The sequence below is a fragment of the Paraeggerthella sp. genome (assembly GCF_048427265.1).
Taxonomy (GTDB): domain Bacteria; phylum Actinomycetota; class Coriobacteriia; order Coriobacteriales; family Eggerthellaceae; genus Paraeggerthella; species Paraeggerthella hominis.
Genome location: NZ_DBFOSR010000032.1, coordinates 1 through 15,131, shown reverse-complemented (window position 1 = coordinate 15,131; position 15,131 = coordinate 1). Strand labels below are relative to the sequence as shown.

Sequence of the window (15,131 nt, the reverse complement as noted above, 5' to 3'; positions counted from 1 at the left end):
TGCAAGTGCCTTGTCGGCCCCTCCACGATTTCTGCGCGCTACTCCTGCGCGTCGAAGAATGCCTTGACTTTCGCGAGAGCAACGGCGAACACGCGCTCTTCTTCCTCGCTCAGATCGGCTAGCGCCTCGTCGATCATCTGATGATGGAACAGGTTATGGGCGCGCAGCACCTGACGGCCCTTTTTTGTAAGCGAGACCAGTACTTTGCGCCGGTCGTCCTCCGCGCGCTCGCGCTCGACGAAACCCTTCTTGACCAGCTTGTTAACGGCCGTGGTCAGCGTTGCCAGCGTCACGCCTAGGCGCGCGGCAACCACGTTCATCGGGCTGCGCTCGTGAAGGCCCACGGCCACGATGGTGTGCACTTCGGTAATGGTGAGCCCCTGCGTCAGACGATTGTCCAAAGATCGCTCTTCGATGCGCAGGATGGAGTTGAACGTGCCCGACAGCAGGTCGTCGATCTCTTGCCGACGTGCGCGCACGGCATCGTCGGCCCCTGCCCGAGGCCTGCTCGAAAAAGATCGATCAAGGTCGCTCGATCCATGTGCCGTTTCCATAGCCGTCCCCTTCCCGCGCCGTCGATGCCCGCATCATACCGTATTCGCTTTGATCATCAAAGCGAATACTCGATCAGCAATCGGAGCCTCGGCGACCGCCGGACGAACTCGGCCACGGAACAAGCCTTTTGACGATGGATCCCGAACCCTTGCTTTTGAGGTAGCGGTACCCGATAACCGAGAACACGATCGCGCCGATCAGGTTCACGAACAGATCCTCCATCGTGTCCATAAGCCCGATATCAAGGTAGCCCCCTACCCCAAGCTCCTGACCGTTCACGACAACCTCTTCTATCCCGTCTATGCGCACAGGGTGCTGCGATCCCGTGGGATCCAAGAGCGCGCTCGCGATGCTGGTGACCACCGCATCCTTTTGCATGTCCAGGCCGAACACCCGATCCATGCCGAATTCGAAGAACTCCCAAAGCACGCCGATGGTCATCGAGAAGCAAAACGCCACCACCACGCAGAAAAACGGCGAGAGCGAGAAGGCGATGCGGTCCGATCGATTGAGGATGGACACGAGGGCAAGCCCGATCGCAGCAGCTAGAAACCCGTTGAACGTATGCAGAAGCGTATCCCAAAACGGGAAGATGGTATAGAAATGCAGAAGCTCGCCCAAGATCTCGGCAGCGAAAATGAACAGCACGATGATCACTTCGAGCGTTTCGGGGATGGTGATGCTGAAGTTCACTTCAACGAACGCGGGTACCAAGAACAGCACCAGCGTGAGAAGGCAGAGGAAGAACGCCTCGTAATTGCCGAAAACGAGCGCAGAGGCCGCGCACGCGACCACGATCAAGCGCAGCACCACGTACACGGCGAACGTTCTCTTGTTGCTGTGCATCTGGCACGCCATAGCTTGCGCCGTCTCCCTCATGCGCCCCATAGCCCCGGCTACCGCCCCTGTTGAACGGGGCGGAAATCCAACCGCCTGGCGCGCGGGTCGGCGGACGTCAAAACCACGGCAAGGCGCTGCCCCAAGCGATAGGCTGCGCCCGTATCCTGGCCGGTCAGGCGATGCTGAACCGGATCGAACGCGAAGTACTCAGGCCCCAGGTTCCTCACGGGCACCAAACCTTCGGCGGTGTTGTCCAACCGCACGTACAGCCCGTACGTGGCCACGCCCGACACCACGGCGGAAAACGACTGGCCCACGAACGCCTGCAAGTACTCGATGATTTTGATTTCCTGGGATTCGCGCGCCGCCTTCTCGGCCACACGCTCCATATCCGAGGAATGCTCGGCTATCCAGGGAAGCGCCGCAACCTCCTGATCGAATCGCTCCGACCGCTTCGTCAGCTGCGCCTTCAGCATGCGATGCACCACCAGATCAGGATAGCGCCTGATAGGGGACGTGAAATGCGCGTACGCGCTGCTGGCAAGCCCGTAGTGGGGCTCGCACGCGGGCCGGTAAACCGCCCGCTTCATGGAACGAAGCAGCAGCGACGAGACCAGCTCCCCTTCCGCGCGGGAAGCACTGGCCTGAAGAACCTGCTGCAGCACCCGGGGATCGCCCGCCACCAGCTTGTCCTGATCGACCAGGTCGAACCACGAGAACTCCTGAAACACCGGGATCAGAGCTGCCAGGCTGTCGGACGACGGCTGCTCGTGCACGCGAAACAAGCTCGGGAACCGAGCGTCCTCCAAGTGGCGAGCCACTGTTTCGTTCGCGAAGATCATCGCCTCTTCGATCAGCGAGGTCGCGTCGGTCTTGCGCCTGAGGTCTATGGCAACGGGATGCCCCTCCCGATCGAGGCGCACGCGTGCTTCCACCGTGTCGAAGTCCAGCCCTCCCGCCGCTTCGCGCGCCGCCGAGCGCCTGCGCGCAATGAGCGAAAGACGGGCAAGGCGCCAGGCAAGCTGGTCATCGGCTTCGGTCTGGGCGTCGAGCATGTCCTGCGCCTCGTCGTACGACAAGCGCGCGTTCGAGCGAATAAGGGCGGGGTACAGATCGTACGAAACCAACCGCGCATCGTCGTCGAGGTACAGATCGACCGTCATCGAGCGCCGCACTTCGTTCGGGCGCAGCGAGCACAGATCGCCCGACAGCTCCTCCGGCAGCATCGGAATCACCCGATCGACCAGGTACACGCTTGTTGCGCGGCGCCGCGCATCCAGGTCAAGCGACGAGTTCCACGGCACGTAATGCGAAACGTCCGCGATATGCACGCCCAACCGCCAGCGTACGGCCTCCGCCCCGCGCCCGTCCACGAACCGCATGCCGCGAGGAGCTTCCTCCCGGCGCGCCGGTTGGCTCAGCACGATTTCGCCGTTCGTCAAAACGACAGGATCCAAGGAGATCGCATCATCGAAGTCGCGCGCATCCGCAGGGTCGATGGTGAACGTGAAGCGCTCGCGCAGATCGCGGTACCCTTCGGCCAGCGCGGCATCCTCGTCGACCGTCGCAGCGCGCGCCTCCGAAAGCGCGCCTTCGGAAAACGTTGTCTCGAGCTTGTGCCGCGCGATCACCAAATCTATCGCCGCGGCCTCCTCGTCGGCCTTGCCGAGCACTTCTTCGATAACCCCCGTCGCCGCCGTGTTACGGGAGGGAAACGTGGAGATGCGCACGCGGACAAGCGAGCCGTCCTCGATACCAGGGTATTCTGAGCGCATCGTGAAAATGTCGTAGGGGATGCGCGTATCCTCCGGAACCACGACGCCGAAAGGTTCGGCTACCTCGTAGCGGCCCACCAGCGTATCGTGCGCGCGGTCGATCACGCGCAGCACGCGCGCAGCCGGCTTCTCCGTCGCAGGGGATCCGTGCCGCTCGTGCGGCTGCTTTCCACCGCCCTTCGGCGCGGGGAGAGGGGCCAGCTCCACCAGATCGCCGTCGAACGCGCCCGCCATCTTCGACTCCGGCACAAAGAACTCGCCCTCAGCGGTCTGCACGAAGCCGAAGCCGCCCGCGCGAACCATCAGGACGCCTCGAGGATGAGCGCGGGGTGCGCGCCGCGTATGCGAACGGGAACGAGCCACGGCTCTACTCCCTCACAAGCGACTGAGCGGTTTCGATGGCAAGCGCCTTTTGATTATCGACCCCTTCGGACAGACCCATCGCGATGTCGGGCACCACGCCCACCTGGTCGATGTTGTGGCCGAGCGGGCTCTTGTAGTACGCGGCGGTGTAGCGAAGCGCTCCGCCAAAGCTGAGGTCGCGCGTGACCTGGACCGAACCCTTCCCGAGGGTGGTCGATCCCACGAGCGTAGCACGCTGGTTGTCTTTGAGCGCGGCGGCCAGCACCTCGGCGGAAGCCGCCGTGTTCCCATTGACCAGCACCACAAGGGGCTTGTCGGTCGCAATGGTGCCGTTCGCGTTCTTCGTGGTTTCCTCGGCTTCCTTCGTCTGGATCTTGACCACGGTGCCGCTCTTCACGAACAAGCTGGCCACGTCCACCGACTGAGTCAAGAAGCCGCCGGGATTGTCGCGGATGTCCAGGACGAACGAAAGCGCCCCTTGCGATTCCAGATCGGAAATCGCGCTGCTCACCAAGCTGGACGCGTTCTGGGTAACCTGCTTGAGCTGGATGTAGCCCACGGAACCCGAAAGCTCGGTGACGACGTTTTTCACGGTGTAGCTCGAGCACGAAAGCGTGGTAGTGAATTCCTCGCCGCCTTCGTCTTCAAGGGACGCGGCCCGCCGCCAGGTTATGACGGCGTCCTCCCCTTCGTCGCGACGCAGGGCCGCAGCCACTTCCGTGGTGGTCCAGTCATGATCGCGATCGCCGTCGATGGCCACGACGAAATCGCCTTGGCGCACGTCGGCGGCCTGAGCAGCGGAACCCTCGAACACGTCCACGGCGTAGGCGCGCCCGTTGTATTCCGAGAACAGCACGCCGATGCCCGCATAGCTTCCCGCGCTGTCCTTCATAAGCGCGGCATAGCGGTTCGCATCGTAGTAGCGCAGGTACGGATCCTGCGTGGTCTTGGCGAACGCCTCGAGCACGTTCGAGGTTGCCGTATCAAGATCGTAGGAGTCCAAGCTGTCGTTTTTGAGGATGTCCTCCACTTCGCCGACGCGCGCGCCCAACGATCCGTACGCGTCGCGCGACGAGTCGCTTCTCAACGAGGTTTGGGAATCTCCGGGAAGCCCGCCCATCCCCAAGGACTCCAGCAAGGGAATTTCGCCGCGCACGAAAAAGCCGCCGACAAACGCCAGGCACACTACGGCAAAGAAAGAGAACGCCTTGATAAGGCGCACGTTGCGCGCCCGCGCTTTACGCGCGGACGCGGCAATCTTCGAACTGTCAGTATGCTTCGCCATGACCTTCCACGCGAAACGCTACACCTTGAGGTAGCGACGCATAGCCAATGCAGAGCCGACCAAGCCGATGAACAGGCCGGAAACGATCAGCACCGCATAGATGAGCAGGAACATGTTCAAGGAGATGTCGAAGTTCAAGAACATGAGCGCGCTTTGCAGGCGCGGCAACGCGAAGTTGCGAAGCAGCTCCAAGCACCCGACCGCCAAAAGCGAGCCGATGATAGCGTGCAGCGCGCCTTCCATGAGGAAGGGCCCGCGGATGAAGCCGTTCGACGCACCCACCAAGCGCATGATGGCAATCTCCTTGCGACGGGCAAGAATGGCAAGGCGAATGGTGTTGTTGATGAACACGAGCGCGATGAACACGAGCAAGCCAACCAGGGCTATGCCCACGTAGCGCACGTAGTTGGTCAGAGCGAACAGCCGCTCGACCGTCTTCTCGCCGTACTTGACGGAATCGGCAGGATCGCTGGGATCCTCGCTGATCTTCTGGTACGTCGTATTGCCCAGCAGCGACGAGGCAACCTGCTCGACCAACTGCGGGTCGGACAGCTCGATGTCGATCGAAGCCGGCAAGGGGTTCTGCCCGTCGAGCGTGTCGATGATGTCGGAGCTCGACGTAGAGCGGAATTTCTCGAGCGCCTGGTCTTTCGTCGTGAACCCAACCGAGGCCACGCCCTCAAGACCCTTGACGTAGCTCGAAACGCTCTGGATGTCGGCTTCGGGAGCGTCGTCGGCCACATACGCCGTGATGGACACCTCGTTCTCGACCGACGAAACCACGTTTTCGACCACAAGGCCGGCAACGAAGAAAATGCCGATGATCAGAAGCGACAGGAAGATGGTGACGATGGAGCCCAGTGCCGTTGAAAGGTTACGCGTGAAGCCGGTGAGCGACTCGCGCAAGAAGTAGAAGAAACTAGACATCGAAACCGTACACCCCCCTATCCTGGTCGCGGGTCAGGTTGCCGCGGTCGAGCGCGATAACGCGACGACGCATGTTGTCGACCATTTCGCGGTCGTGCGTGGCAACGAGCACCGTGGTGCCCGTACGGTTGATGCGCTCAAGCAGGTCCATGATGCCGCGCGAGGTCTGCGGGTCCAGGTTTCCCGTGGGCTCGTCGCAGATGAGCAGCGGCGGGCGGTTCACGATGGCGCGCGCGATGGACACGCGCTGCTGCTCGCCGCCGGAAAGCTGATCGGGGCGCTTGTTGAGCTTGTCCTGCAGGCCCACCAGGCGCAAAACCTCGGGGACCTGCGTTTTGATGACGTGACGGCTCTTGCCGATTACCTCAAGGGCGAACGCAACGTTCTCGAACACGGTCTTGTTCGGCAGGAGCTTGAAGTCCTGGAACACGCATCCGATGTTGCGGCGCAAGTACGGCACACGCCAGTTGCGCATGGTGGACAGGTCCTCGTCAGCCACGTAGATATGACCCTGCGTGGGCTTCACCTCGCGAATGAGCATGCGGATGAAGGTCGACTTGCCCGAACCGGAATGGCCTACCAAGAAGATGAACTCGCCCGCGTAGATCTGCAGGGAGATATCGTTGAGAGCCGGCTTGTTCGGCTGCGCGGGGTACACCTTCGTCACATGGTCGAACGTGATGACCGGGGTGCCCGTTTGCTGGGGAATGTCATCGACTTCCAGCACCGGCAGCGACGCGGACAGCTGCGACGCAGTTTGCCGCACCGGCGCCGCATGGGCACCGCCGCGCCGCTGCGGGCGCGGCGGAACCCCTTGGCTGATGTCGTTCGTCACAGAATGCTCCGTTCAAATAGTGATGTACTGAGACGGCCTGATTCTAGCAGAACCGCTATCGGGCCATAACCTTCTTCACAGCTTCGACAATCGCCCGCGAACCCAGGTTGAAGTAGTCAAGAAGCTCCTCGAACTCGCCCGATTTGCCGAACTGATCGCGCATGCCCACGAACTCGACCGGCGTCGGATTCGTGCGCGCAAGCACCTCCGCGACAGCCGATCCCAAGCCACCGTAGACGCTGTGCTCCTCGGCCACCACCACGCGGCCCGTCTTCGCCGCGGACGCCACGACGGTCTCCTCGTCGAGGGGCTTGACGCTGAACGCATCGATGACCTCGACCTGAACGCCCTCTTCAGCGAGTATGTCCGCCGCCTTGAGCGTCTGCTCGACCTCGACGCCGCACGCCACGATGGTGGCGTCGGATCCTTCGCGCAGCACGTAGGCGCGACCCAGCTCAAGCTCTACGCCGTCGGCGTAGACGGCGGGGACGGACGCGCGGCCCATGCGCACGTAGACCGGGCCGGGCGTGGTCGCGGCCAGGCGGATCGCGGCGCGCGCCGCCGCATAGTCGGCCGGCACCAGCACGCGCATGTTGGGAAGCCCGCGCATGAGCGAGACGTCCTCGAGCATCTGGTGGCTGCCGCCGTCGGGTCCGACGGAAATGCCCGCATGCGTGGGGGCGATCTTCACGTCCAGCTTGCTGTAGCACACGGTGTTGCGGATCTGGTCGTAAGCGCGGCCCGTGCCGAACACGGCGAACGAGCCCGTGTAGGCCACGTGCCCCGTGATGGCCAGGCCCGCCGCCACGTCGACCATGTTCTGCTCGGCGATGCCGCAGTTGAACAGGCGATCCTCAAAGCCAGCGTCGGCCAGCTTCTTGGTGGTGGTCGAACCCGTCAGGTCGGCGTCCACGGCAACAACCGGCAAGCCCTCGCCGGCAAGCTCTTCAAGCGTCGCTCCGTACGCTGCGCGCGTTGCGCGCTTGACCTGGGACTGCGTTTCGTCTGCCAGCTTAACCACGGCAGGCCTCCTTCTCCTCCAGCGCCGCCAAGTCGGCCAGCGCGGCCTCGGTCTGCTCGGGCGACGGCGCCTTGCCGTGCCAACCCGCTTGATGCTCCATGAACGACACGCCCTTGCCCTTCACCGTGCGAGCGATGAACGCATGGGGCTTGCCCTGACGATCTGCCTTCGCAGCCGAAAGCGCTTCGACGAGAGCGTCGATGTCGTGTCCGTCGACCTCGCGCGCGTCCCAACCGAACGCCTGGAACTTCGCCACCAGATCGCCCGGATCGCACACGTCGGCCGTGTCGCCGTCAATCTGCAGGCAGTTGCGGTCCACGATGGCCACCAGGTTGTCCAGATTGCGGTGAGCCGCGAACATGGCGGCTTCCCATACCTGGCCCTCCTGGCACTCGCCGTCGCCGAGAAGCGCGAACACCGTCTGGTCCTTCCCGTCAAGCTTCAAGCCGGCGGCAGCGCCCGCCGCAACGGACAGCCCCTGGCCGAGCGAGCCGGTGGACACCTCAACGCCGGGAACCAAGCTGGAATCGGGATGGCCCTGCAAACGGCCCCCCAGCTTGCGCAGCGTCAGCAGCTCCTCGCGCGGGAAGTAGCCCGCATGCGCGAGCACGGCGTAGAGCGCCGGCGCAGCATGGCCTTTCGCCAGGATGAAGCGATCGCGCGCTTCGTCGTCGGGATTCTGGGAGTCGTGCTCGAGGACGCCTCCAAAGTACAGCGCGCATAGGATGTCGGCGCACGAGAGCGACCCGCCCGGGTGCCCACTGCCCGCTTCCGCGATCATGCGCACGATGTCCTTGCGCATCTCGTTCGCCCGCCGTTCAAGCTCGGTCATTCCTGTTCCTTTCATTATTGGGACACTCTCCAACGGTGATAGCCCACCACGAACTCGTCCAGATCGCCGTCGAGGACCGCGTCCACGTTGCCGGTCTCGATGCCGCTGCGGACGTCTTTAACCATTTGATAGGGATACAGCACGTAATTGCGAATCTGGCTGCCGAACGTGGAGTCCATGCGCTCGCCGCGCAGTTCGGCCAGCTCCTGAGCCCGCTTCTGCTCTTCGCGCTCGTAAAGCTTCGCCTTCAGCACGCGAAACGCGGCTTCCTTGTTCTGCAGCTGGGATTTCTCGTTCTGGCACGTGACCACGATGCCGGTGGGCACGTGCGTGAGGCGCACGGCCGAGTCGGTGGTGTTGACGCACTGACCGCCCGGGCCGCTCGATCGGTACACGTCCACGCGCACGTCGGAAGGATTGAGATCCACCTCGATGTCGTCGGGAAGCACCGGAAGCACCTCCACGCCGGCAAACGTGGTGTGTCGGCGCTTCTTGTCATCGGTTGGGCTGATGCGCACCAGACGATGCACGCCGTTTTCGCTTTTCAGCATGCCGAAAGCGTTGCGGCCCTCCACCTGGATGGTGGCCTTGTCCAGTCCGATGCCCTCGCCCGGAACCACGTCGAGCACGGTGACCTTCCACCCTTTGCCCTCGGCGTAGCGGGCGTACATGCGATACAGCATCTCGGTCCAGTCCTGGGCTTCCAAGCCGCCCGACCCGGGGTTCACCGTCAAAATGGCGTCTCCCCCGTCGAAGCGCTCGGAGAACCACGAGCTGATCTCCAGCTTGTCCAGCATGCCGTCGAGCGCGTCGAGCGCGGATTGGGCCTCGTCGGCGAACAGCTCGTCTTCCGCGGCCAGCTCGAACGCGGCGCGCGCGTCCTCTAGAAGGGCCGCCGCTTCGTCGTACTCGCCGATCGTGTCGCGCAGCACGCTGGCCTGCTTCGACACGCTTTGGGCATGGGACGCGTCGTCCCAAAAGCCCGGCGACGCGATCTCGGCATCGAGCTTTTCGAGCTCCGCCGTTTTGTCTTCGATGTGCAGGTACCCGCGCGCGTCTTCCACGCGACGGGCCACCTGCTCTAAGTCTTTCAAGTCTCTATCAGCCATGTTCCTACAGATTCTTACCGTGGCACTTCTTGTACTTAAGGCCCGAGCCGCACGGGCACGGGTCGTTGCGTCCTACGTCGGCGAAGGGATCGTCCTTGTCCTTGACGTAGGTTTGCGGCTTGGCCGCCGCAGGCTTGGGAGGCCTTGCCGGCTGGCCGTCGGCAGCCGGAGCTCCAGAAGCCGCAGCCTGCCTGCGCGCCGCTGCGACGCCCGTTTCCTCGAGCACCTGCTCGGGCGACGAATAGCTCACCTTGCCGTCAAGCGGGCTTTTTTCCTCGGCCAGTTCGGGCTGGTCTTGCTTCACGGCCACCTGAAGACGCAAGAGCGTGCGCAGGTAGTCTTCGTACATGCCCGCCGTCAGGCTTTGGAAGGCGTTGTACGCTTCGTTCTTGTACTCGACCAGGGGGTCGCGCTGACCGAACGCGCGCAAGCCGATACCGGCCTTCAGGTAATCCATCTCCTGCAGATGGGCCATCCAGCGCGTATCGATGATACGCAGCATGACCTGGCTCTCGAGCATCTTCATGACCGACTCGCCCAACTGCTCGGACTTCTCGTCGTACACGCGCTCGAGGTAGTCCGTCAAGCCTTCGGCCAGAACCGCCGGATCGTCGTCGTGGTCGACTTCGCTTACGCGGAAGTCGTCGCGGCCCGTCATGTTGGCGGCCCACGCCTCCACGGCCTTGCTGTCCCAGTCGTCGCTGGGAGCCTTGGCGGGGCAGTTCTCCTGCACCGCGGCCTCCGCCGCGTCGCTCACGATCTGGGGAATGCGCTCGTCCATGTCCTTGCCGTCCAAGATGGCGTTGCGCTCTCCGTAAATGGCCGCGCGCTGCAGGTTCATGACGTCATCGTACTCAAGCACGTTCTTACGAGCGGCGAAGTGCATGCTCTCCACCTGGCGCTGCGCGCCCTCGATGGCCTTCGACACCATGCCGGCTTGAATGGGCATGTCGTCGGGCATGTCGGTCTTCTCCATCATGCGCCCGATGGAGTCCATGCGGTTGCCGCCGAACAGGCGCATGAGGTCGTCTTCGAGCGACAGGTAGAACTGCGTCACGCCCGGATCGCCCTGACGGCCGGCGCGGCCGCGCAGCTGGTTGTCGATACGCCGGGACTCGTGGCGCTCGGTGCCGATGACGGTCAGGCCGCCCGCAGCGATCACGGCGTCGTGCTCTTCGGCGCAAACCCGCTTGGCCTCGGCGAGCGCATCCGCTCGCTGCTCGGCGGTAGGCGCGGGCGGCTTGCCCTCTTCCACCTCGGCATCGGCGTCCAGCTCGGGGTCGAAGCCCCGCGCGCGCAGAACGTCGTCGGCCATCACGTCGGGATTGCCGCCCAAAAGGATGTCGGTACCGCGACCCGCCATGTTCGTGGCAATGGTCACGGCGCCTACGCGGCCCGCCTGCGCGATGATATGGGCTTCGCGCTCGTGGTTCTTCGCGTTCAGGGTCTCGTGCGCGATGCCGCGCTTGTCCAGCAGGCGCGACAGCTTCTCGGAGCTTTCGATGGACACCGTGCCGATAAGGCAGGGCTGACCGTTCGCGTTGCGCTCGGCAACGTCGTCGGCCACGGCGTTGAACTTCGCCTCCACCGTGCGGTAGATCAGGTCGTTCTCGTCCTTTCGAGCAACCGGGCGGTTCGGCGGAATGGCCACGACGGGCAGCTTGTAGATCTCGCGGAACTCGGCGTCCTCGGTCATGGCCGTACCGGTCATGCCGGACAGTTTCTCGTACAGGCGGAAGTAGTTCTGCAGCGTGATGGTGGCCAGCGTCTGGTTCTCCTCGCGCACGAGGACGCGCTCTTTCGCCTCGAGCGCCTGATGCAGGCCCTCGGAATAGCGCCGTCCCTCCATGATGCGGCCCGTGAACTCGTCGACGATCTTCACTTCCCCGTTCACCACCACGTAATCCACGTCGCGATGGAACAGGAACTGGGCCTTCAAGGCTTGCTGGAGGTGGTTCGGAAGCTGCCCGGACGGGTCGGCGTAGATGTCGTCGATCCCCAGCATGGCCTCGATTCTCTCAAGGCCGCTCTCCGTGGCGTTGATGGTCTTCTTCGCCTCGTCCATCTCGAAGTCCTCGTCAAGGCGAAGGCCGGCCATGACGCGGGCGAACTTGTTGTACGTTTCGGCCGCCTGCGTGCCCGCGCCGGAGATGATGAGCGGGGTTCGCGCCTCGTCGATGAGAATGGAGTCCACCTCGTCGACGATGGCGAAATGATGCCCGCGCTGCACGCGAGCCTCCGCACGGGTCACCATGTTGTCGCGCAGGTAGTCGAAGCCGAACTCGCTGTTCGTGCCGTACGTGACGTCAGCCAAGTACGCGGGCTTCTTCTTGTCCGGGCGCATGCCGTTTTGGATGAGGCCCACCTCCATGCCGAGGAAGCGGTACACCTGCCCCATCCACTCGCTGTCGCGCCGGGCCAGGTAGTCGTTCACGGTGACCACGTGCACGTTGTTGCCCGAAAGGGCGTTCAAGTAGCCGGCCAACGTGGAAACGAGGGTCTTGCCCTCGCCGGTTTTCATCTCGGCGATCTGGCCGTCATTCAAGGCCATGCCGCCGATCAACTGCACGTCGAAATGCCGCAGGCCCAACGTGCGCACGGACGCTTCGCGCACGGTGGCGAACGCCTCGGGCAGCAGGCTCTTGAGGTCTTCTCCTCCTTGAGCGCGCTCGCGGAAAGCGGCGGTAAGCGCGCGCAGCTCTTCGTCGGTCTTCGCCTGCATCTGGGTCTCGAGGGCGTTGACCTTGGCTACGGTCGCCTCGTAATTCTTCATCTGCTTGCCCTCACCGAGCGTTAGCAGCTTGGATAGGAATCCAGCCATGTATGCGCCATCCTTTTCGCGGCCGGAACTGCGCCGGTCGCGCGGTCGAACGTTTGAATACAGCACGAACCACTCTAACATAACGAACCCGCCGCCATCGGCCGGTCAATAATCTCAACAGCATTTTCGCACCGCCGGCCCCGATGCGGGCGACAACGCGCGGGGCTGCGGAAACAGCGTTTTCCCCTGCGGTCGACGGCCGGTCATTCAAGCTCCTCTTCGCTCTCGATGATACTGCGGTACAGGCGCGTGGTCTCGATGGACGGATCGATGCCCAGTTCGTTCACCAAGTAGCGGCGGCATGCGAAGTACGTCTCGAGCGCCGCGCTGCGCTGCCCCGCCCCCAGCTGGGCCTCCATGAGCGCCACGTACGCATCCTCCCGCCCGCCGTCGCGCTGCAGCGCAGCCCGGGCGAACCACAGCCCCTCGCGCACTTCGCCCGCTCCCACCAGCCGCGTCGAAGCCGCCACCAAGGCGTCCACCAGCTTGTCGCGACATTCGGCCCGCCTGCCCACAAGGGCGTCATTGTTATTCTCGCTGGGAAGGATGTCGTCTGAGAACCTGTCGTTCACCTGCGAAAACAAGTATGCCCACCCCCCGTATCCCGGCTGTTCGAACAACAGCTTGTTGCACACGTCGTCCAACTGAACAACGTCGCTGTCCAGCAGGTCGGCATCAAGGCGCAGTCCACGTTGCTGCCGAATCAGGTACGGACAGGTGCCGTCCGGCGTTTTGAGCGCACGCCGCAAAAGGCTCCAAACCCCGTAGAAATTCTTGCGCGCCGCTTCCAGCGGGCTTTCCGGCCACAGCAGCGAAACCAGTTTGTCGCGCGAGAATTCGCGCCCCCGGTTGAGCACGAGAAGAGCCAGCAACGTTTTGACCTTCTGCCTCCTGAACAGCGCATCGTCGACCCGCTTGCCCCCTATGCGCACGTCCAAGCCGCCGAACAGATTCACCGTGAGCCTCGGCGCCGCCCCGATGGCCGCAGACGGCGCGGGCATGCAAGACTGGCTGCTGAGCGCATCGGGATGGGTGGCCGAGAACACGAAGCGGCGCTCGGCGCGCTCTCGCTCGATGCGCTCATGATCCGCGCGCTGGGAGAACAGGGCCATCTCGACGCGGCGCACGGCCAAAGACGAGCGCGCGTCAAGGGAAGGCACCGACACCGCTCCGCTTTCGCATGCGCGCTCGAGCCCCGCGCCCGCCATTCCGTCGAAAAGCCGCAATGCGTCCTGCGCAAGCGTCGAAACGCGCGCTCGCACCACGACAGCCACCTGGTCGACCGGTTCCGAGGGCAAGGCCTCGGCCCGCGATCGCCCGGCGCGCGCTTCAAGTTCCGCGCAAGAGAGCACCCAAGCTGCAGCATAGGCCATCATGCGCCCGCGAACGCCGCCTTCGTACCAGGCCAACCACGCTTTCGCTCCTTCCGTGCACGACGTCTCAAGCGCGTCCTGCACGGCAGCTGCCGCCGCAAGAGACCGTCCGTCCGTATCCGGCAAAAACCCGTCATCCTCGCGCGCGGCTTCGGGAGCAAGGGCCAGCGACGAGGCCAGGCGAATAGCGCGGCGGCGCTCCCCTTCTTCGGCGCATCGGCCCAAGACGAGCGCCGCGGCGGCTCGCAATCCGACCGCGGCGGCAGAAGACCCGCTCACCCGTCGCGCAACGGCGCAGGCTGAGTCGCGATCCCCCAACAAGGCGCGCCGCGCGGCCTCCGCGGCGTCGAGGAAGCAGGCCAGACCGGCTTTCTCCCCGCCGAGCGAGCGGTACACGTCGCACGCGGGGACCAGGCAGGCCCCGTCGGAAAGCTCGCGGCCCCGGCTTGCCAACCATACCGCGCGCGCCTTGCGCGATGCCAGCAAGCGAGCCGCATCGCACGCACGCGCAAGCTGCTCGCGCTTCAGCAACGCGTCCGCAATGTGCGTCGCGAGCGCATCGGCGTCGGAAAACACCGACCTCTCCGCAAGGCCGGGCAATGTCGGCGAAAACGCCTCCGACAGCTCGTCCATCGAAAAAGAGGCGGCGTCGAAGCGTTCTTTCCTACAATCGATTCCCAGGTAAGGATACTGCTCCGACAAAATCGCAATCGAATCGTCCTCGCAGGAACCGAACGCCGCAAGGTCGGCAAGCGCGCCGTTTTGCAGGCACAGCATCGAAAACAAGGGGAGCATCAAATCGGCGGGAAGCTCCTCTTTCGCAACCGACGCAAGAAACGCTGCGCGATCGTCGGGCGTCCCCCACACAAGCGTCGCGATGCGACGAGCCGTCGGCATGAGGGCGGCGGGTTCGGCCTCGCGCTCGGCAGCCGTGCGCAAAGCATCAAGCTCGGCATCGGTCAACAGCAAGTCCGCGGCCCCCAGCTTGAGGCGGTCCCGCTGCCCATGGAAGGCATCGCGCATGGGCAGGCAGGTGACCAGAACCTCGCAGCCACGGTCGATCAGCGCGTCCACCTCACGAGACAGCAACTCGACGCGCTGGGGGTCCAGCGAGGGCACGTCCTCGACAACGGCCAAGAACGGAGCGCGGTCTTCCGAAGAAAGCGTCTTGGCAATGCGCCCGTCATCGAGATCGCGCAAAAAGCACGGGCTTTTCGCGTCGATCCAAAACACGTGCTCGAACCGGAAAACCGTTTCCGCGTACTCCAGCGCTACGAACGATTTGCCGAATCCCTCGGGCGCAACGATGAACCGGGGAACATGGCGCTCCCTCAGCAACTTCGCAATGAGGTCGGGGCGCCGGTAGTGGCGGGCCGAGACGAATCGCTGCGGACG

At 63.9% G+C, this 15,131-nt stretch carries 11 protein-coding genes; all 11 read right to left on the bottom strand.

Annotated elements, in window-relative coordinates:
- Window positions 1-38: 38 nt before the first annotated feature.
- A complete protein-coding gene (locus tag ACMNI9_RS03400; RefSeq protein ID WP_231088289.1) occupies window positions 39-554 on the bottom strand; it encodes a MarR family winged helix-turn-helix transcriptional regulator in 516 nt (171 codons plus the stop codon).
- A gap of 73 nt (window positions 555-627) precedes the next feature.
- On the bottom strand, window positions 628-1,434 hold the full coding sequence (locus ACMNI9_RS03395) for a hypothetical protein (RefSeq protein ID WP_418830870.1): 807 nt from the start codon (window positions 1,432-1,434) through the stop codon (window positions 628-630).
- 17 nt (window positions 1,435-1,451) lie between these two features.
- Window positions 1,452-3,533 (bottom strand): ribonuclease R family protein, encoded by a 2,082-nt coding sequence (locus tag ACMNI9_RS03390; protein ID WP_418830869.1) that lies wholly within the window; start codon window positions 3,531-3,533, stop codon window positions 1,452-1,454.
- Between the two features lie 4 nt (window positions 3,534-3,537).
- Window positions 3,538-4,818 carry a S41 family peptidase gene (locus tag ACMNI9_RS03385; RefSeq protein ID WP_418830868.1) on the bottom strand — a complete coding sequence of 427 codons (1,281 nt, stop codon included), beginning with the start codon at window positions 4,816-4,818 and terminating at the stop codon, window positions 3,538-3,540.
- A gap of 18 nt (window positions 4,819-4,836) precedes the next feature.
- A complete protein-coding gene (gene ftsX / locus ACMNI9_RS03380; RefSeq protein WP_216529667.1) occupies window positions 4,837-5,745 on the bottom strand; it encodes a permease-like cell division protein FtsX in 909 nt (302 codons plus the stop codon).
- Window positions 5,738-6,427, bottom strand: a complete 690-nt coding sequence (ftsE, locus tag ACMNI9_RS03375) for a cell division ATP-binding protein FtsE (protein ID WP_211328403.1) — start codon at window positions 6,425-6,427, stop codon at window positions 5,738-5,740. Before ftsE ends, ftsX begins: the two co-directional genes overlap by 8 nt.
- A 208-nt stretch (window positions 6,428-6,635) precedes the next feature.
- Window positions 6,636-7,601 (bottom strand): transketolase family protein, encoded by a 966-nt coding sequence (locus ACMNI9_RS03370; protein WP_418830867.1) that lies wholly within the window; start codon window positions 7,599-7,601, stop codon window positions 6,636-6,638.
- Window positions 7,594-8,433: a transketolase gene (locus tag ACMNI9_RS03365; protein WP_114567584.1), complete on the bottom strand. Its 840-nt coding sequence runs from the start codon at window positions 8,431-8,433 to the stop codon at window positions 7,594-7,596. The genes ACMNI9_RS03370 and ACMNI9_RS03365 overlap by 8 nt, the downstream gene beginning before the upstream one ends.
- Window positions 8,434-8,447: 14 nt before the next feature.
- Window positions 8,448-9,542 carry a peptide chain release factor 2 gene (gene prfB, locus ACMNI9_RS03360; RefSeq protein ID WP_114567585.1) on the bottom strand — a complete coding sequence of 365 codons (1,095 nt, stop codon included), beginning with the start codon at window positions 9,540-9,542 and terminating at the stop codon, window positions 8,448-8,450.
- A gap of 4 nt (window positions 9,543-9,546) precedes the next feature.
- A complete protein-coding gene (gene secA, locus ACMNI9_RS03355; protein WP_114567586.1) occupies window positions 9,547-12,363 on the bottom strand; it encodes a preprotein translocase subunit SecA in 2,817 nt (938 codons plus the stop codon).
- Window positions 12,364-12,566: 203 nt separating this feature from the next.
- The coding region (locus tag ACMNI9_RS03350; protein WP_418830865.1) for an AfsR/SARP family transcriptional regulator at window positions 12,567-15,131 on the bottom strand (2,565 nt) is incomplete at its 5' end.

Excerpts from the sequence above, each read along its gene's own strand:
- ACMNI9_RS03400 (WP_231088289.1), bottom strand. The coding sequence starts at position 554 with ATGGAAACGGCACATGGATCGAGCGACCTTGATCGATCTTTTTCGAGC.
- ftsX (WP_216529667.1), bottom strand. The coding sequence starts at position 5,745 with ATGTCTAGTTTCTTCTACTTCTTGCGCGAGTCGCTCACCGGCTTCACG.
- ACMNI9_RS03395 (WP_418830870.1), bottom strand. The coding sequence starts at position 1,434 with ATGAGGGAGACGGCGCAAGCTATGGCGTGCCAGATGCACAGCAACAAG.
- ACMNI9_RS03365 (WP_114567584.1), bottom strand. The coding sequence starts at position 8,433 with ATGACCGAGCTTGAACGGCGGGCGAACGAGATGCGCAAGGACATCGTG.
- ACMNI9_RS03385 (WP_418830868.1), bottom strand. The coding sequence starts at position 4,818 with ATGGCGAAGCATACTGACAGTTCGAAGATTGCCGCGTCCGCGCGTAAA.
- prfB (WP_114567585.1), bottom strand. The coding sequence starts at position 9,542 with ATGGCTGATAGAGACTTGAAAGACTTAGAGCAGGTGGCCCGTCGCGTG.
- secA (WP_114567586.1), bottom strand. The coding sequence starts at position 12,363 with ATGGCTGGATTCCTATCCAAGCTGCTAACGCTCGGTGAGGGCAAGCAG.